Source organism: Hyphomicrobium sp., assembly GCF_035548195.1.
Lineage (GTDB): Bacteria > Pseudomonadota > Alphaproteobacteria > Rhizobiales > Hyphomicrobiaceae > Hyphomicrobium_B.
This window is the reverse complement of record NZ_DASZTY010000025.1, coordinates 277,840-296,217: the sequence shown is the minus strand read 5'-3', so window position 1 is coordinate 296,217 and position 18,378 is coordinate 277,840. Positions and strand designations below refer to the sequence as shown.

The 18,378-nt window shown below is 57.7% G+C and carries 16 protein-coding genes; 7 read left to right on the top strand and 9 right to left on the bottom strand.

What is annotated here, in order from left to right; translation table 11 throughout:
* The first annotated feature begins 96 nt into the window (after window positions 1-96).
* Both VHB22_RS10970 and VHB22_RS10965 read left to right on the top strand, forming a co-directional pair.
* On the top strand, window positions 97-1,851 hold the full coding sequence (locus VHB22_RS10970) for an amidohydrolase (RefSeq protein ID WP_325457004.1): 1,755 nt from the start codon (window positions 97-99) through the stop codon (window positions 1,849-1,851).
* Between the two features lie 244 nt (window positions 1,852-2,095).
* Window positions 2,096-2,956, top strand: coding sequence for an LssY C-terminal domain-containing protein (locus tag VHB22_RS10965; RefSeq protein ID WP_325457003.1), 861 nt, complete (start codon window positions 2,096-2,098; stop codon window positions 2,954-2,956).
* 503 nt (window positions 2,957-3,459) lie between these two features.
* On the opposite strand, the gene VHB22_RS10960 is transcribed toward VHB22_RS10965, so the two are convergent.
* Window positions 3,460-3,747 (bottom strand): hypothetical protein, encoded by a 288-nt coding sequence (locus tag VHB22_RS10960; protein ID WP_325457002.1) that lies wholly within the window; start codon window positions 3,745-3,747, stop codon window positions 3,460-3,462.
* A gap of 272 nt (window positions 3,748-4,019) precedes the next feature.
* Between VHB22_RS10960 and VHB22_RS10955 the strand changes: the two genes are divergently transcribed.
* The gene (locus VHB22_RS10955) at window positions 4,020-4,856 is read left to right on the top strand and encodes a DUF2147 domain-containing protein (RefSeq protein ID WP_325457001.1); all 837 of its coding nucleotides are present in this window, start codon (window positions 4,020-4,022) and stop codon (window positions 4,854-4,856) included.
* A gap of 76 nt (window positions 4,857-4,932) precedes the next feature.
* Here VHB22_RS10955 and pqqA read toward each other — a convergent pair whose 3' ends face one another.
* On the bottom strand, window positions 4,933-5,022 hold the full coding sequence (gene pqqA / locus VHB22_RS10950; RefSeq protein ID WP_015598411.1) for a pyrroloquinoline quinone precursor peptide PqqA: 90 nt from the start codon (window positions 5,020-5,022) through the stop codon (window positions 4,933-4,935).
* 187 nt (window positions 5,023-5,209) lie between these two features.
* Here pqqA and VHB22_RS10945 point away from each other — a divergent pair, with 187 nt between their 5' ends.
* Both VHB22_RS10945 and grxD read left to right on the top strand, forming a co-directional pair.
* Window positions 5,210-5,446 (top strand): BolA/IbaG family iron-sulfur metabolism protein, encoded by a 237-nt coding sequence (locus VHB22_RS10945; protein WP_325457000.1) that lies wholly within the window; start codon window positions 5,210-5,212, stop codon window positions 5,444-5,446.
* An 82-nt stretch (window positions 5,447-5,528) separates the two neighbouring features.
* Window positions 5,529-5,873 carry a Grx4 family monothiol glutaredoxin gene (grxD, locus tag VHB22_RS10940; protein WP_325456999.1) on the top strand — a complete coding sequence of 115 codons (345 nt, stop codon included), beginning with the start codon at window positions 5,529-5,531 and terminating at the stop codon, window positions 5,871-5,873.
* Between the two features lie 69 nt (window positions 5,874-5,942).
* Here grxD and VHB22_RS10935 read toward each other — a convergent pair whose 3' ends face one another.
* Both VHB22_RS10935 and VHB22_RS10930 read right to left on the bottom strand, forming a co-directional pair.
* Window positions 5,943-9,095, bottom strand: a complete 3,153-nt coding sequence (locus tag VHB22_RS10935; RefSeq protein WP_325456998.1) for a multidrug efflux RND transporter permease subunit — start codon at window positions 9,093-9,095, stop codon at window positions 5,943-5,945.
* Window positions 9,092-10,312: an efflux RND transporter periplasmic adaptor subunit gene (locus tag VHB22_RS10930; protein WP_325456997.1), complete on the bottom strand. Its 1,221-nt coding sequence runs from the start codon at window positions 10,310-10,312 to the stop codon at window positions 9,092-9,094. The genes VHB22_RS10935 and VHB22_RS10930 overlap by 4 nt, the downstream gene beginning before the upstream one ends.
* An 899-nt stretch (window positions 10,313-11,211) precedes the next feature.
* Here VHB22_RS10930 and VHB22_RS10925 point away from each other — a divergent pair.
* Window positions 11,212-12,300 carry a paraquat-inducible protein A gene (locus tag VHB22_RS10925; protein WP_325456996.1) on the top strand — a complete coding sequence of 363 codons (1,089 nt, stop codon included), beginning with the start codon at window positions 11,212-11,214 and terminating at the stop codon, window positions 12,298-12,300.
* A gap of 209 nt (window positions 12,301-12,509) precedes the next feature.
* Here VHB22_RS10925 and rpsD read toward each other — a convergent pair whose 3' ends face one another.
* The 3 genes from rpsD to VHB22_RS10910 all read right to left on the bottom strand — a co-directional run bounded on the left by rpsD (window position 12,510) and on the right by VHB22_RS10910 (window position 15,418).
* A complete protein-coding gene (gene rpsD, locus VHB22_RS10920; RefSeq protein ID WP_325456995.1) occupies window positions 12,510-13,127 on the bottom strand; it encodes a 30S ribosomal protein S4 in 618 nt (205 codons plus the stop codon).
* A 204-nt stretch (window positions 13,128-13,331) separates the two neighbouring features.
* Window positions 13,332-13,985, bottom strand: coding sequence for a hypothetical protein (locus VHB22_RS10915; RefSeq protein WP_325456994.1), 654 nt, complete (start codon window positions 13,983-13,985; stop codon window positions 13,332-13,334).
* A gap of 140 nt (window positions 13,986-14,125) precedes the next feature.
* The gene (locus VHB22_RS10910; protein ID WP_325456993.1) at window positions 14,126-15,418 is read right to left on the bottom strand and encodes an RNA methyltransferase; all 1,293 of its coding nucleotides are present in this window, start codon (window positions 15,416-15,418) and stop codon (window positions 14,126-14,128) included.
* Between the two features lie 248 nt (window positions 15,419-15,666).
* Between VHB22_RS10910 and VHB22_RS10905 the strand changes: the two genes are divergently transcribed.
* Window positions 15,667-16,887, top strand: coding sequence for an NADP-dependent isocitrate dehydrogenase (locus VHB22_RS10905; protein ID WP_325456992.1), 1,221 nt, complete (start codon window positions 15,667-15,669; stop codon window positions 16,885-16,887).
* Between the two features lie 138 nt (window positions 16,888-17,025).
* Here VHB22_RS10905 and VHB22_RS10900 read toward each other — a convergent pair whose 3' ends face one another.
* Together VHB22_RS10900 and VHB22_RS10895 are read right to left on the bottom strand one after the other, a co-directional pair.
* Window positions 17,026-17,514: a hypothetical protein gene (locus VHB22_RS10900; RefSeq protein ID WP_325456991.1), complete on the bottom strand. Its 489-nt coding sequence runs from the start codon at window positions 17,512-17,514 to the stop codon at window positions 17,026-17,028.
* Between the two features lie 132 nt (window positions 17,515-17,646).
* A complete protein-coding gene (locus VHB22_RS10895; protein WP_325456990.1) occupies window positions 17,647-18,369 on the bottom strand; it encodes a class I SAM-dependent methyltransferase in 723 nt (240 codons plus the stop codon).
* Window positions 18,370-18,378 lie beyond the last annotated feature (9 nt).

The following is an 18,378-nucleotide window of genomic DNA, read 5'->3' as shown; positions in this document are numbered from 1 at the left end:
ACTGCGTGCGTCTTACGCCAAGACCGTATTTGCGCGCGATCGATAGGCTTTCCCCGCACCAGAACGAAAAAAATGATTTTTGTAGGAGAGAGCGCAATGACATCGCAAAAAGATGAGACGGAACGCCAATTGGATTCCACGCAGGCGCCCGATCAAGGAAGTGACAAATCGAGTTCCGCAATGTCAAGGCGCCAGCTCCTCGCTGGAGCGGCTGTCGGCTCGATCGCCGCTTCAACAATGATGTTTAGCTCGATCGATGACGCCAATGCCGATTTCAAACATTTCGACTTCAGGAATTTACGCAGAGACCGCCGATGCAAGAAGAGCAACGACGTTTCCTCCGACCTCGGTTTCGTAAATGGCAAATTTCTCGACGGACAAAATAAAGTTTTTAGCTCGATGGCCATCAAAGACGGCCGCATTGCCACGATTGGATCAACGAAAGGCTTGTCGCCTGGAAGCCGCATCATCGATCTCAAGGGGCACACCGTTATTCCAGGTCTCATAAATATGCACGTGCATCACTCGCGCACAGGCATGACCCCCGACTACGAAATGCGCGACATCGAAACAGCCTTCTCAATCAGGGAAATTCAGCACCTTCTCGCGCGCCGCGCCAAGGGCGTGCCGCCGGGTCGGTTTGTCGGCTGTCACCTTGGCTGGCATTACATCCAACTCGATGAAAAGCGCCCACCCACCGCTGCCGAACTGGACTCAGCATGTCCCAGAAATCCCGTCTTTTTATCCGGTCGCGCCGGCTGGGTCGAAAACATGTTCTCAGTTACCAACACGCTCGGTCGAAAGATTTTCTCCGCAGCGGGACTTTCAGTCGATGCATCCGGCCGGATTGATTCGACGCCTGAAGCGGCACTTGCCGTTCTGCAGGCTCGGCAAACGCCGGAAGATAAACTACGCCAGACGTGGGACAATAACGCCTGGACGTTGAGTAACGGCGTGACGAACGTTCTCGATCCGGGAGTCGCGGCGGTCACAGCACAAGATTATCCGGCACTCGAGTTATGGCGGCAAGGAATGCTCCATGTTCGCCATAGGCTGAACTACGCTTCGAACGACCCGGCTCAGGTCCTGGCGCGGGCGCAAAATATTTTCCGTCTAATGGGCGATGATATGTTTCGAGCCGGTGGCTTCGGAGAAACGATCGGGACTCGACCTGTTACATCCAGCACGCTTTTCGAGCCCACTGCCGAGGCGATCGCGATGGTTGGTTGGAAGTTGCAGAATCACACGGACTTCTACGCCGATGTCGATTTTCAGTTGGCGGCGTTCCAACGCATCAACGAGAAATATCCGCTGAAGGATCTACGCTGGCAGCTGATACATTGCTTCCAAACAACGCCAGCACAGTTGAAAGCGCTAAAAGATCTAGGCGTCGGAGTCGATCTCGAGAGCGAAAGATATTTGGACCGCTTGGAACGCGGACCAGGGCCGTTCTATCGTCAAATTGTCGATTCCGGCATCACGATAGGCGCGGGCACGGATGGCAGCAATTATTGTCCGAATAACCCTTGGCTGAATTTCTACTACGCCACGACCGGCATAAACGTGCGCGGTATCCCCGAGAATGCGAAGCAAAAAATCTCGCGCCTTGAAGCACTCAAAATATGGACCGGCGGCAGTGCCTACCAGAACTTTGATGACGATAAAGGATCGTTCGAGGTGGGAAAAGTGGCCGATCTTGCGGTCTTGAGTGCGGATTTACTGCGCGTCTCGGATGCCAATCTTCGCAACATCAAATCTGCGATGACCATCGTCGGCGGTGACATCGTTCACCAGGGCGATTGGCCGGATTATGCGCAGATTGGAGACGATTTCTTTTACACTGGCACCTAGCTGCATATGGCGGATATTAAATCGTGGCCGAAGGCATATGGCGGCGAGTCCGTATGCCTTCATTGCCGTTCTGGCCAACTTTTCCAACGGCGGCGGTTGACGCTTTGGGGCCGAGGCCTACTTCGGAGTCATCTCCCCTCCGACAGCCAATAGGCCACGCTGGCTTGCGGCTTTTCGAATGTTTTAGAACGCGTATAGTGGAGGATGTGAATACTAAGGAGCGCTGCGATCTCAGCGGACACTGGTGAGAGTCATCATTCGTTTGCTTCAGCGCCTCTGCATCGTGGCGCTTGGTGTCTTCAGCATTTGGCTGATCGTCGACGTTTTCAAATTTTTCGACCATCGCGCACCAACGATTGCCGCGCTCAGCATCACTTACGCTATAGCGGCGTATGTCGTGCTCCCCCGCGTGGTTCGCATGGGTCTCAAAATCCTCCGCCGTCAGCATGTTCCTCAATTCACCGTTACAGGAGATGGCTTACCTGGCGATCCTGTAAATCTCGCCCTTGTTGGCACCTTCGATCAGCTCCGTGCAGCATTTGCGGCGGCAGGATGGATCGAAGCGGACCGCCTGTCGCTCGCGAGTTCCTGGCGTATGGCGCGCGCCTTCGTTCTCAACAGGCCCTACCCGTCCGCGCCATTCAGTACGCTCTACCTTTTTGGGCGAGGTCAGGACATTGGCTTTCAGAAGGCGATTGGCGATAGCCCGCGCAAGCGGCACCATGTCCGCTTTTGGGCTCAGAACGTGGCAAATGCCCAATCAAATGCAAATTCGCTTGAGTTCTGGCTCAATACCGACCATCCGCAATATCACGAACGCGCGCTTTGGGTTGGAGCCGGTACGCGGGATACTGGCTTCTCGCTGACATGGCTGACATTTCAGCTTACGCATGCCACGGATGCGGACACGAACGTCGAACGCGATTTCATTATCGGCGAGCTGACGCGCTGCGGAGAAATTCGCCATGCTACGCTCTTTAAGCCTGGCGATCGCATTGAACGCGTCAATCACTACATCGCTGATGGTGAAATCGCCGTCGCCGAGCTTGTCAACGCGGAGTCCTCATCGCCATCGAGTAACTATAATCAGCCGGCGACGGGATAAGCAGGCGCCCATAGACTTCTGCATATTGTATAGTCCGGCCAGTCGCGCGACGCTCGGTTTGTCGTGGGTGGCCGGCTTTACTACGCGCACATTCAGCTTTCGGAGATTTTTATGCATCGTCACGTTAAACTTCTCGCCATCGCGTGCGTGCTTGTCGTTATCGGCTTCGTAGCGGGGCGGTATGTGATGATCAACCAGGTCGCGCACTACGACGGCGATCATCCGTAAATTTTTCAGCGCGGCGTTCAAACGCGCCGGACACCATATTCGGAGAATTCGTTGTCGGCGTCATCGTCGATCAGCAGGCCGGCGGACTCGGAACGATTTCATTCCGCCGGGTTTGGAGATCAGCAGGCCGATTGTTTGTACTCCGATCAAATTTTGACGGGCATCATAAAAAGCGAATGAAAGGGCGCAAACGCAGAAAGAGGAAGCGGCGGTTCACGCGCTTCCCCTTGCTGGACGCCTTAACGCACTGCGGCCCGATTTGCCGCAGGGTTGCGTCACTTACGCGCGCCGGGATTGTCCTGCATTTCCTTACCGGCGATTGAACCGTCAGATGGTTTTGCATTCGGGGTGGCCGTCATTCCGTGCGTATCGCTGTTTACACCGGGCTCATTCTGCATTTGTTTTTCCGAGAGTGAGCCGGAATTGGGCTTTGCTGTCGCATTTGAAGTTGATCCGCCCATTGTGCCAGGATGCTCTTGCATCGCTTTCGTCGAAAGGTCATCTGCAAACGCGAAAGAGGTCGAGAAGGCAAGCAGCGTCGCTGCCAGAAACGGCTTAATCATCGGAACGTCTCCATAATTTGGAACAGGTTGAACTTTATCGGTGCGAGACGAGGGCTTCAGAATGGCAGCCTCTCAGGCTCACAGGAGTGTCTACGGAGACCGCTCGGCATTCGTTTCACCGGTAACCGAAAAACATTGCGGCGGGATGCCGACGCCGAACTAACATTACCGCCCGAAATGCCTGCGGTGAATTAAAAGTGTTTCCTCGGGAACAGCATTGGCAAGCGATATCGGGCACCAGGACGTCAGTGGAACTATCAAAGGAACGTGTCATGCGCGGAATGAAAGTCGTCGCGTCCGCATTCGCCGTTTTCAGCTTGGCGCCCGCCGCTTTCGAAAGCGCGTCGGCGGCCTCCGATCCAACCGGAATCTGGATCAACGATACCGGCCGTGGCGCTATCGAAATCAGGCCCTGCGGAGACAAACTTTGCGGCAACGTTGTGTGGGTTAAAAACGCGGAGGATGCAAAAGGCTGCGGCAAGCAGATAATCGGCGATGTTGCAAGCGTTGGCGGCGGCCACTGGGATAACGGCTGGATTTATTCACCCGAGCGCGGGCGCAAATACAATGTCGAGCTGACACCCCTCGACAATGGCAAGCTCCGCGTCACCGGGTATGCGGGCCTGAAATTCCTGTCGAAGACGATGATTTGGACCCGGGCGCCCGAAAATCTGCAGCTCTGTGGCCAGACCGAAGCGCAGGCCACGCCGCCCGCTACGGCGACACAGCCAAGCACAAATTCCGGCACGAACGCAAAACCCGCTGCGAAGCCCGAAGTCGCAATGGCTTCGCCGCCGAGCAGTGCGAAACCGGCGGCAATCGGTTCTCACGGCGTGTCGACATCGCCATCAACCGGTAGCGCCAACCCCGAGACGGGAACAGCTGACGCATCGAAGGCTCCGGCAGACCAGCCGCCCACCGCGTCCAAGGATGCGAAACCTTCCACGAACTCGAGTGAAGATGAAACGGCGTCAGCAGACGACACCGCATCCGATCTGCAAAAGAAGCTCGATGATCTGGGCCTCGGAAAGGTCTTCACGAAAACCAGATCCGGCAAGTGCAAGCTCGATCTGCCCTGGGTGAAAGTCACGATCGACTGCGGACAATAGCCTCATCGCGGCGCCAAAAAACAAACGCGGCGACACACTTGTCGCCGCGCGAACTTTATCTCATGCTGAAATCGACTTAGATGAGGTCGATCTCGGCCGGAAGATACGACGTAACTTCAAGGCCGACTTCCTGCTCGCGCACGGCGGGCTTTGTCCAGGTCTTCATGGTGTCCTCCATTAGACTTCAGGAACGTAATGTCCCTGCCTTGAGATATAGAGGCGCGCGACGATAACGTCCAATCGCAATGACGTGAGATTTCGATAAAAAAACCTTATGATACACCTTGCTTCGCTTGATCGGCCAAGGCATAGAGTCCGTTCGCGCCGACGCGCCCAGATTGGAGTTCCTAGCGATGCCGATGCCCGCCAACGAAATCGAGCGGATGATCAAAGCCAAATTTCCCGATGCCAAGATTGAGTTAAAAGATCTGGCAGGCGATAACGACCATTGGGCGGCCCATGTCGTGTCGGCGGCATTTAAGGGCAAGAGCCGCGTGCAGCAGCACCAGATGGTCTACGAGGCACTCGGGGGGCGCATGGGCGGCGTACTGCACGCCCTGCAACTGACCACCGCAGCAGCGGCCGATTGACTTCCCTTCCCGTCTCGCCCACATCTCGATCGAACCGGTTGCGCCGAAACGGCAACTCATCCCTACCTAGGAGCCCCAGGATATGGCCTCTGACCCAGTTCACCAGAAGATCGCCGATACGATTGCCGCCAACGATGTCGTGCTGTTCATGAAGGGAACAAAGCAGTTTCCCCAGTGCGGTTTTTCTGCGACCGCGGCGAAGATCCTGGAGCACCTCGGCGTGCCGTTCAAGGACGTGAACGTGCTCGACGATCAGGGCATCCGTGAAGGCATCAAGGCTTTTTCGAACTGGCCGACCATCCCGCAGCTCTACGTCAAGGGCGAGTTCGTTGGCGGCTGCGATATCATGCGCGAGATGTACGCCGCGGGCGAGCTGCACGATCTGATCTGCGAAAAGGGCATTCCGCACGCTCATCATCACGCGTAAGCTTCGCGGAGTTTATCGCACCCTGGGCGGGACCTGTTTCAGTCCCGCTTTTGTTTTGCCGTTCGCGTTTTAGGGATTCGGCGGAATAACCGCTGCGGTCTTCGGCTGCGCCCTCGATTTTCGCCATTCCTCGAAGCGCTGGATAACGACGAATAGCGATGGCACAAAGAGCACGGCCAGGCAGGTCGATGCAATCATCCCGCTGAAGACCGTAATGCCGATCGATTTCCGCGCCGAGGCGCCGGCACCAGTCGCAAAGACAAGCGGAGCGACACCAAGGATGAATGCAAACGAGGTCATCAAGATCGGCCGGAAGCGGGCGCGCGCTGCTTCGACGGCAGACTCCAGAATGGGCTTACCTTCCGCCCGGAGTTCCCGCGCGACCTCGACGATCAGAATGGCGTTCTTCGCCGACAGCGCGATGAGCAGCACAAGGCCGATCTGGACATAGAGGTTGTTGTCGATCCGCAGACCGAGCATCACGGCAACGGGGCCGATCAGCGACAGCGGCACCGCGAACAAAACAGACAGCGGAGCATACCAGCTCTCGTACTGCCCAGCGAGAACGAGATAGACGAGCAGCATCGCTAGAGCGAACACGTAGTAGATCTGCCCGCCGACAAGTTTTTCCTGGTACGATAACGCCGTCCATGACGAGCCGACGCCGGGCGGCAGAGTCTTCGCTGCGATTTCGTTCATCAGCCGGATCGTATCACCCGACGAAAAGCCTTTTGCTGGAACGCCGACGATCGTTGCAGACGGATAGAGGTTGTAAAGACTAATGAGCGACGGCCCGATAGTCGGGGTAATCGTCAGTACGGTGCCGAGCGGGATCATATCGCCGTTCTGATTACGCACCTTGAGGTTCAAAATCTCTTCCGGGCTCATGCGGAATTGCGCGTCCCCCTGGACATAGATCTGGAAGACTCGGCCGAACTTATTGAACTGATCGACGTAGCTCGAACCGAGATAGCTGGCGAGCGTTTGAAACACCTGATCGGTCGTCAGCAGCAACGTCTGAACTTTCTCGCGATCGATGGTGACTTTGTATTGCGGAGCCGCAGCGCGGAACGGCGTCGAAACGCGCTGGATGCTCGACTGCGTGCTTGCGGCGCGAACCATGGCGTTCGTTGCGCTTTCGAGCTTGGCAAGATCGAAGCTGCTGTCACGTAACTCGATCTGCATCGTGAAGCCGCCGGCATTGCCGATGCCTTGAATGGGCGGCGGCGGCAATACCAAAACGCTACCGTCTTCGATCGAGGCAAGCTTCTTGTTGAGTCCCGTATAGAGCGAGAGCAGGTCTTCGCCTTTGCCGCGCTCGCTCCAGTCTTTCAGCATGATGTAGGCGACGCCCGCATTGGCGAGCGAGGCACTGTTATCGAGCGCGGAGATACCGGCAATGGTAATCACGCGCTCCACGCCTGGAACCTTATTCGCGATTTGTTCGACCTGCTCCAGCGACTTCTGCGTGCGGCCGAGGGAGGCACCGTCCGGCAGTTGGACGGCGGCAAGCAAATAGCCCTGATCCTCGATCGGTAAAAAGCCCGTCGCTACACGTGTCATGCCGTAGATAGCACCGGCAATGATCGCAAACGCGAGCAAAGCCATTAATACGCTGTGATGAACCATGCGGCCGATCAGCCCGGCGTATTTGTTTTCCAGGCGGTCATAAACGGCGTTGAAACCGCGATAAAAGAAGTTTCGCTGCTCCGGTGGCACCGGGCGGCGCAGCCAAAGCGCGCATTGCGTCGGCTTTAGCGTCGCCGCGTTAATCGCGCTGATTAAAGCCGTCGCCGCTATCACAAGTGCGAACTGCGCGTACATCTGCCCGGTCAAACCCGGCAAGAACGATGCGGGCAAGAAAACCGCCATCAACACAAGCGTGATGCCGATGATCGGTCCCATCAGGGCATTCATCGCGGCAATCGCCGCGTCGTGCCCGGACATGCCCTTCTCGATATTGTGTGCCGCCCCTTCGACAACGACAATGGCGTCGTCGACGACGATGCCGATGGCGAGAACGATGGCGAACAATGTGGAAAGATTGATTGAGAACCCCAGCGCCGCCATGGCTGCGAATGCGCCAATGATCGTCACCGGCACCGTCGTCGCCGGGACGAGCATGGCGCGCCAATCCTGCAAGAACACTAAAATGACGATCAGCACCAGGATCGCAGCCTCGAACAGTGTCCGATAAACCTCGTCGATGGCTTGTTTGACGAACAGCGTCGTATCGAAGGGGATCGAATAAGCGACGCCCTCCGGAAATTCTTTCGCGAGCGCAGTCATTTTTGCTGAAACTTCGCGCGCAACGTCGAGCGCGTTGGCGCCGGGCGTCTGGAAGATCGCGAGGCCCGCAGCTTGCTTGCCGTTGAGATTGAAGACCTGTGCATACGTCTGCGCGCCAAGCTCGACACGGCCGACGTCACTCAGGCGCGTGAGGTCACCATTACTGCCTGTCTTGACGATGACATTCGCGAATTCCTTGGCGTCATTAAAACGGCTTGAAACATCGACGGTGTACTGGAACGATTGATTGCCCTCAGCAGGCGGCGCTCCAATCTGCCCTGCGGTCACCTGCTCGCTTTGCTGCTGCAGCGCCGAGATAACATCTTGTGCGTTGAGACCTCGCGCCTGCATCTTTTCCGGATCGAGCCAGACGCGCATCGAATACTGTCCGGCGCCGAAGACGTTGACGTTGCCGACTCCAGGGAGCCGCGCGATTTCGTCCTTCAACTTGATGGTCGCGTAGTTGCTGAGATAGAGGCTGTCTAATTTGCCGTTCGGAGACGTAAGCGTGACGATCTGCAGGATCGATGTCGATTTCTTCTGAACGACGACGCCCTGCACCTGGACCGACTGTGGCAGCGATGCGAGGGCCGCCGAAACGCGGTTCTGCACGAGAATCTGCGCATTGTTCAGGTCCGTGCCAATGTCGAACGTCACCGTCAGCGTGTAGCTGCCGTCGGACGCGGCGTAGGACTGCATGTAGAGCATGTTCTCAACGCCATTGACCTGCTGTTCGATAGGCAGGGCAACGGTATCGATGACCGTGCGGGCGCTCGCGCCCGGATAGCGCGTCGTCACCTGCACAGTCGGCGGTACGACGTTGGGATACTGCGCAACCGGCAGCCGGAGGACCGAGACGGCGCCGATCACGACCATCAAAATCGCGATGACGTTCGCGAGGACAGGCCGCTCGATGAAAAATTTCGAGATCATGGCGCTGTTTCCGGCGGTGGCGCGGCAATCGTTTTGGCAACCGGCTCGATCTTTTCGCCGGGGACGATCGTCATGAGCCCCGAGATAGCCACGCGATCGTCCGGCTTCAGCCCCGTCTCGATCACCCGCAGATCACCAACCTGCTGGCCAAGCTTGACCGTCCGCTGCTCAAGCACATCATCCTTGTTGGCAACAAGGACGTAGCGCCCGCTTTGATCGCTGCCGATGACGCGATCCGGAACGAGCAACATGCCGGGCTGCTCGGCACGCGGCACGCGCACACGGACGAAATAGCCTGGCAGCAGGGCACGATCCTCATTGGGAAAGATCCCGCGCACGAGAAGCGTACCCGTAGCGGCCGTGATGCTCGGCGCAGCGTAATCGAGCGTCCCTTTATGCGGGTAGCCTTTCTCGCTCTGCAGACCGACCTCAACCGGAATTTTCTTCAAATCTTCCGGCGTAAGCCCCCGGGCGCGCATGCTTGAGCGAATGTCCTGCACATCAGTTTCGCTCACGGCAAAATTGGCATAGATGGGCTTGAGCTGAACGATAGTCGCAAGCGTCGTCGGACTGCCCGCTCCGACGAGTTGCCCCAGCGAAACCTCGCGCGCAGTCACGATGCCGTCGAACGGCGCTTTGACCTCGGTATAACTGAGATTGAGCTTCGCCTGCTCAATATCGACTTCAGACTGCTTCTGCTTGGCGATTGCCGCGTCTTTCGCCGCGGTCGCCTGATCGAGCGTCGACTGACTCGCAATGTTCTTTGCCGCGAGATCGACCTGCCGCTTGTAATCGGCTTCCGATTTTTTGGTATCCGCGGCTGCGCTCGACTGTCCGGCTTCGGCTTGCTGCAGGGACAGCTGATACGGCTTCTGCTCGATGACGAACAGCACGTCTCCGGCTTTCACCGCGTCGCCATCGTTGTATTTGATAGCCTGGATGAAGCCTTGCACGCGAGCAACGAGAGTCGTGGTGTTGACGGCCGCCGTATTTCCCGTCGCGTAGAGGTAACGCGTGACAGTCTGCTTCAGAGGCGTCGCAACCTCGACCCTTGGAGGCGGCGGTGGCACGAATGTATTCTTCTCGCCGCAAGCGGAAAGCGTCAATGCCAGACAGCATGCCGAGCCGACGAAAGCGACCGGCCGACTGAAAGCTCTTTGCCGGACACCACCTAGGTATGCGGCCGCCGGCGCCCGCAACTGAGAATCGTCACGCATGAGAAGTGCCCGCCGAATTATGATCTGTGAGCGTATAAGGACGTGCCAAGGAGTCAGACGTTATGTCATTTTCGAGATATCAGACAAGCGTCTATGATCTCGAATTGCAGACGCGATGCAATAAGCGCGCGCTCGCAGGCAGCGCGATAAATGTATTGTGGTGAAGATTGCGTGGTTCGTTGCGCCGGGGATCCACTGCGATACTCGGACGGACGAAGTGCTACTGTACCTGACCTGGCCCGGGCGCGAAGGTGTTGCTGGCGTTGGGATCGCCCTTGAAGACGTAGTTTTGATTTGGTGGCGGTTCCGTCTGACCGCGCCGTCCGCTGTAAGGTCCCCAGCCTCCGGCGCCGTTGCCGCCAAGGGATGCCTTAAATGAACCGTCGGTCGCGACCGAACCAGAGCTCGCATTTGCCGCGCGCGGTTTTGAGGAACCTGTCCAAAGCGCGCTTTGTGGTTGCAGAGGCTCATTCGAACAGCCCGCAACCAGCAGCGAAGCCGCACAAATGAACAATGCGACCCGGCCGACGGCCGATATGCGCGCTTCTCCTCCTCGGCAGATCCTTTCGGCATGCTCCGATCTGAAGGTCGAATTTTCCGAAGTCACCTGCGCGCCGCTCCCCTGCCGAACATCGGCTTCATATAGCGGACATTGGCGATTTTGGGGAAGCGGAGATGACACGGCGCACCATAAACTGAATAATATTCAGGGACAGCGGACGGTATTACTTTCGAGACCGCAAGTCCGTCGGCTTCCGTGGCCGTCCGACACAGCTCCCAGGCCGGAAATGAACTCCGGTCCGTCAATCCGCGCGTCCAAGGTCCTAATTTATGCTCATTGTCGGTGTTGCTTTGTCAACGTTCGGGAACACGTCCCGTAAAAAACACCAGGACGGCCCATGCGAGTTGGCGGACGGCGTTTTTTTCTGTCGCTTACGATCTTAGCCGCCAGCGTCTGCCTCGCACTCGGCATCACCTTGCCGATCCTGAAACTGACGACATTCGGCATCTGGACGACAGAGCATTCCTTGATCTCGACGGTCGACGTTCTGCTCAGCGATGGGCAGACATTTCTTGGGTTGATCGTCGTCGTGTTCTCGATCCTGCTACCAATCACGAAACTTCTTTATCTGCTGCTCGTCTCGACGTTGCCGCCTGCGGAAATCGTTCGCCATCACCATCGTCTGCGCGCGTTGGAGTGGCTTGGAAAATGGTCGATGCACGACGTTCTCGTGCTGGCGCTGACGATCTTTTTTATCAAGAGCCAGGGCGTCTATGACGCTTCGAGCTTCAATGGAGTCTATTTCTTCACGGCGGCCGTCGTGCTGATGATCCTCTCGTATGCCTGGATCAGAACCGACGGCGTGGCGGCGGCGCCGGAACTGGTCCCAGTGTTGCCGGAACCCGACGTCGGATCCGATGGATCGTCTTCCGGTTGGCGGAATTTCGGGCTGAGCTTTCTGATCATTCTTGCGACGGTCTTCTTTGCACTCGGCATTATCATGCCGACGATCCGCTTCACGACCGCATATGTGTGGACGAACGAGCACTCGATCCTGACGATCATGTTTGCCCTGTTCGAGAACCAGGAATACTTTCTCGCCGCTGTCGTGTTCGCAGTGTCGGTGTTTTTTCCGTTCCTGAAGCTCTTTTATCTGCTGACGCTGATCACGTCGCACGACATGCCCGCGGATTTCCGCAAACGCTCGATCGCGACGATGGAGTGGCTGGGGCGCTACTCCATGACCGACGTCATGGTGTTGGCCCTGATGATCTTCTACGTCAATTCGTCGGGTTACACGGAAGCGCGCGTCCTTCCGGGCGTCTATTTCTTCGCAGCATCCGCGCTGATGACGATGCTCGCCTATGGCTGGGCAAACGTCGAGCCGCCGTCGGGGCGACGGCGTCGGATGAAGCCCGCGATCGGGGTTGGTCCGGCCGTCTCGATCGCGCCGGACGCTCGCGTGCGAAAGCGGCGGGCGGCTTGATCTGCGCAAATACCGTCATCCCGGCGTAGGCCGGGATCCAGCCAAACATCGACATGACCAATGGGGATCATTGTCTGGATGCCGACCTTCGCCGGCATGACGGAGCGATCGCCGCGAAACAAAAAGGCTGCGCAACCGCAGCCCTTTCGAAAACAAGCCCGTCGCTTCCGGCCGGCTCCGCGAAGCAGAGTCGGAAGCGACAAGCAAAACTACCGCGAATAGAATTCGACGACGAGGTTCGGTTCCATCTGGACCGGATAGGGAACGTCCGAGAGAGCCGGAATGCGTGTCAGAGATGCCGTCATCTTGTTGTGATCGGCATTCACGTAATCCGGCACGTCGCGCTCGGCGCTCTTGATGGCTTCGAGCACAAGCGCAAGCTGCTTCGCCTTCTCTCGCACCTCGATGACGTCGCCGACGCGGAGACGGTAGCTCGGAATAGTGACGCGGCGGCCGTTGACCGTCACGTGGCCATGGCTGACGAACTGGCGTGCAGCAAAGACAGTCGGGACGAATTTGGCGCGATAGACGAGCGCATCGAGGCGGCGCTCCAGGAGCCCGATCAGATGTTCCGACGTCGACCCCTTGAGACGGGAGGCTTCATCATATGCAGCGCGGAACTGGCGCTCGGAAATCGAGCCGTAATATCCTTTGAGCTTCTGCTTGGCTTTAAGCTGCTGGCCGAAGTCGGAAAGCTTGCCGGACCGGCGTTCACCGTGTTGGCCGGGACGGCTCTCGCGGCGGTTGAGCGGGCTCTTCGGACGGCCCCAGATGTTCTCGCCGAGGCGGCGGTCGATCTTATGCTTGGCGCGAATGCGCTTTGTCATCTTCTAGCACTCCATGAGCTATGGCCCGGCCAAGGCGGCCGGAACTGAGGAGCGCCCCCTCCTCTACCCTCTTTCGAGGGCCGACAGGCATGGACCTTCGACAGTCCCGCCACGGGTGCGCGGAAATCAAACGCGGGCCCAAAGGCCCGCGCTCGATAGGGTGAATACCGATGCGGCGGCGTCCCGTCAACCGTCTAAAAGCCGCTATTTCTTGGGAACCGTCGTTTCGCTGACGGACGTCGAGCCGGTCGCGGTCGGGGCACCTTGAGTAGCCGCAGGCCGCTTGTCGTTACCGTAAAGCTTCGCCACGGCACTGACCGGCGGACTGGCGGCGACATAGGCCGTGATCAGTTCCTTAACCTTTTTTCGTTGCTCGTCCGTGCAGGTCTGCGCCGGCTCTTTTTTCTCGTCAACGACGACCTCTTTATCGCCCTGCTTTTCGACCAGGCGGATGCGTCCGGTCAGCAGCATGACGGTCGTAAGGTGCAGCTGGCTGATATAGACCATCTGCTGTGGCGTCCACTTCTGCTTGACCTCTTCCCGACGCATCATCGCGCGGTGATTCAGGATCTGATCGTCACGCAGGTCGCAGATCTGTGCGTGCGCCGACAAACGGCCCGCCTTGATGACCTCCCTCGCCACGTCGAGCGGGACAAGGACTTCATTCTTCTTCGACTTATCAATGACAATAACGGTGCCATCCGGCTTGGAAAATTGCTGAGGCGTCAGCGACCAGGCATATTCCATGAATGATTTTACGGCATGATCACTGAGATCCTGCGCGCTAGCCGATTTCACACCCCCCAGAAGCGCCAGCGCGGCTACGCCTGCCAACACAACCCCCGCCCTAATGTTCATCAACATCTCCAGTTGAGCCTTTACGATTTTTTTATAGGTCCAAATGTTCGACAGCCGCCCGTCGCGGCCTCCAATTGCCACGTTGCATATCGCCAGTATGCCTTTTCACTTGGCATCGCTCGGCCCAAAACTTGTCCAGATCAAGGCACCTCGTCGCGCCCTTTCCGGGCCTTCCCTTTGCCCTGTGCGAGCGTGGCAACTATGCCACGAAAGGTTCGAACCTCCTGTTCGGTAGCATTCATTCGTGTCAACATCGTGCGGAGATTTTGCGCCACCACCGCTTTTCTGTGGGCCGGATTAAAGAACCCAGCGGTTTCGAGCTCGCGCTCCAAATGCTCAAAGAGACCAATGAGTTCGTCTTTGGTCGCAGGCCGGTCGCGACCCATATTCATACCCTCGCTAAGAGGCTTCTCATAGGTTGTAACCCGGCCGAGACTGCGACCGGCATCGCTACGCATCCATTCGTATCCAATGAGCAGCACTGCCTGTGCCAGATTAAGAGAGGCGAAGCGCGAATTGACCGGGATCATGATCAAGGCATCGGCGTTGGCGACCTCATTCGTCTCAAGTCCATTCCGCTCGCGACCAAAAAGAATGCCGCATCGCCCGCCACGGCCGATACGGGTACGCATTTCGGCAATCGCCTGCTCCGGGGTCAGAACAGGTTTTCGCATATCGCGCTGGCGAGCAGTTGTGGCTCCGATCCAATTCAGATCAGCGATACTCTCTTCGAGCCCTGAGAACGCCCGCGCGTCGTCGATGACATAATTCGCACCCGATGCCGCGATTCGCGCCTTCTCGTTCGGCCAGCCATCGCGCGGGTTGACCAGCCGAAGATCGTCGAGACCGAAATTGGCGCACGCCCGCGCCACCATGCCGATGTTGTCGGCAAGCTGAGGCTCCATCAGAATGACCGACGGCGTTTCGCCTTCGCCCGCGACCGGTTCGCCCTTCATGTGCGCGCGGCGCAGTCCGTGGCGCAGTTTGCGAATGACGCGACGCGCCCAAAACCAGTAATTCTCACCGGACCATTGCTTTGCGAGCGATTCCAAGCACGGAGTGGTAACCGTTTCCGTTCCCTCGCCTTTGAGGCGGATGCGGCCATCGCCGACGATGATTTCTTGCTTGCTCAAGATGAACTGATCGAGCGTTTCGATGCCTTGAGCTTCTGTCCGGCGCTTACAATCGGGGCAGGACACGCGATCTTCGATACATTTGAGCCCCGCGCAATATTGCAGCACCGGCTCCAAGGTCTCGCGGGTTAAGCCCGGAATGGCGAGCGCCTCAAGCCCCTGGTCGATCGACATCGCATGACAAGCGTGCACCACCTTCGCCACGCACGTCTCGCGCGACCCGAGCACCGGCTCACCGCCCGAGCCAACGCGCACCGTAACGGCGGCATGGCGATTTTCGGTTTCCGTTCCGGCGTTCAAGCGACTCTCCGTCCCGTGCGGGTATGCTGAATGTCCTACTATGGAAGGACCCGATCGGACCTCTACGGTTGCGATCTTGCTAAACAATTGGCGGGCAGTTGCCCAGTCTTTGCTCAATGTCCGTCAGGGCTTGAAACGTCCGGCGAACTGCCGCACCACTGCGTCGAAGGTTCTCTTCATCGCCGTGGCGCAGGACATTAAGTTCCGCCCAATCCGATCGCTGTCCTAATCGCTTGCGAGATCATCATATGAAAAAAATCAAGGTTGATGGCACCGTCGTCGAACTCGACGGCGACGAGATGACCCGCATTATCTGGAAGCTGATCAAAGACAAGCTCATCCATCCCTATATCGACGTCAACCTCGAATACTACGATCTCGGCATCGAAAATCGCGATAAGACCGACGATCAGGTGACGGTCGATGCCGGCAACGCCATAAAAAAGCATGGCGTCGGCATCAAATGCGCGACGATCACGCCGGACGAAGCGCGCGTCAAAGAATTCAATCTCAAGGAAATGTGGAAGAGCCCGAATGGTACGATCCGCAACATCCTGGGCGGGGTTATCTTCCGTGAACCGATTATTTGCAAAAACGTGCCGCGGCTGGTGCCTGGCTGGACGCAGCCGATCGTCGTGGGTCGCCATGCCTATGGCGACATCTACCGCGCCACCGATTTCAAATTTCCTGGTAAGGGCAAGTTGACGATCAAGTTCACGGGCGACGATGGGGCCGTGATCGAAAAAGAAGTTTTCAACGCGCCGAGCTCCGGCATCGCGATGGCGATGTACAATCTCGACGATTCAATTCGAGATTTTGCGCGTGCATCACTGAATTATGGGCTTGCGCGCAATTATCCCGTCTATCTTTCGACCAAGAACACGATCGCGAAAGTCTACGACGGACGCTTTAAGGACATTTTCCAAGAGATCTTCGACAAGGAGTTCAAAGAGGAATTCCAGAAACGAAAAATTACCTACGAGCATCGCCTGATCGATGACATGGTGGCGAGCGCGCTCAAATGGTCGGGCGGCTATGTGTGGGCGTGCAAGAACTACGACGGCGACGTGCAGTCCGATACGGTGGCGCAAGGTTTCGGGTCGCTCGGTCTGATGACGAGCGTGCTGATGACGCCAGATGGCAAGACCGTCGAAGCAGAAGCGGCGCACGGAACCGTCACGCGCCACTACCGCGAGCATCAGAAGGGCAAGGAGACGTCGACGAATGCCATCGCCTCGATCTTTGCCTGGACGCGCGGGCTCGCGCATCGGGCCAAGCTCGACGGCAACGAGGCGCTTTTGAAATTCTGTCAAACGCTGGAGCGCGTCTGCATCGCGACAGTCGAATCGGGCTTCATGACAAAGGATCTAGCGCTGCTCGTCGGCCCTGAGCAAAAGTGGCTTTCGACCACCGGCTTTCTCGATAAAGTCGACGCCAACCTCAAAGCCGCGATGAAGAAGACGGCTTAGGTAAACCTGTCCTCCTCGGCTTGTCCCGAGGATCCATTCGTCGGCGGCGATGCTGCGCGAGGAATCCTCGGCATAAAGCCGAGGATGACAAACTTGGTGGCTGGCGCGCCGAAGACGTGCGCCAGCACCGAATAAAAGTTACTTCTTTTGCGCGGCGATCTTCTGGTCGACTTCAGCCTGCATCTTCGCGGTCATAACGTTGAAGTCGTTCTTTAACTTGGTGCAGGCTTCCTCTTCACCATCGCACACGACCGACATCGTAATGACGAGGCTATCGCCCTTCTGCACGGGTTTCCGGCAGACCGCCGCCGGGTATGCCGGATTCCCCTTTACCGTGAACGTATACATCACCGAGCTGTTCTTCTCGTCGTCGCTATAAGCAACGTACTGATCGCTTTTGTAGACCTGCTTCAATCCCGGCTTCGTCGAATAACGCTGAATCAGCTCGGCGGCTTTCCCTGACGGATCACCACAGAAGGCTTCCGCCGCGGCGACAGTCGGACCGGCGGAGGGCATTGGCGTCGGAGCAAGTTTCACGACCGGTTCGTCAGCACGCGCCGGAAGCGCGAGGGCCAGAGCGGCCATCGTGACCAGTGCGAGCAAACTGGAAAAACGCATACGGGACATAGGCTGGTGATCCTCAGCAGGAAGAAACTCCGGCCTATATACCGAATATTCCCGAAGGTCATCAATGAATTGGCTGCAAGGTTAGCCCGCCCCCGCGCCTATCGGCGCGTGCTTTGAGGCGATAGGAGCCGCTCACACCGGCGGCTTCTGCCATTCCATCAGATAGAGATACGGCACCCTGCGATAACGGCTGACGATTTCCGGATCGCCACCGGTCGGCGCAGGCTCCTCGAAGCGGCGCAAAATCAAGCCGAGATCCAGAAACAACGACATGTAACGGCTGAGCGGCCGATGCCAGTTGCGGATACGAATGCCGCGCCATTCGACCCACTCGGCGCGTTCATCGAGATAGTTGTCGATATGGAATCGATGGCGACCATCCGCTTGCGTCGTCCAGCCATTGACATTCGCCGTCGCGAAGCTTGTCAGGTTAGCAACGAGCAGCGTGCCGCCGGGACGCAGCGCCGCGACGCAACGTTCTGCGGCGTGCGCAATATCCGTGATGTCGATCAGGGTAAGATAGCTGACGACAAGGTCGAACGATGCAGGCAGCACGTCCATCTCTTCGGCCGTGCAGACGCGGTAGTCACCGGCCGGATCGCGTTCTCGTGCTCTCGCAATCAAGGCAGCCGTCGGATCGATACCGACTGTCGTTATTTCCAAATCCCGAAGCATGCGGCAGAAACGGCCCTCGCCGCATCCGACATCCAATGCGCTCTTGAAGCCGCGGTTCTTGATGCGCGCCAGCATCGGCGCATCAAGCACGAATTGGCGGCTGAAGTCGCCGCTTTCTCCCATCGACGCGATCCAACTCGCAGCGGATTCATTCCAACCGTCGTTTTCGGAGTTTGACATCGTGCCGTC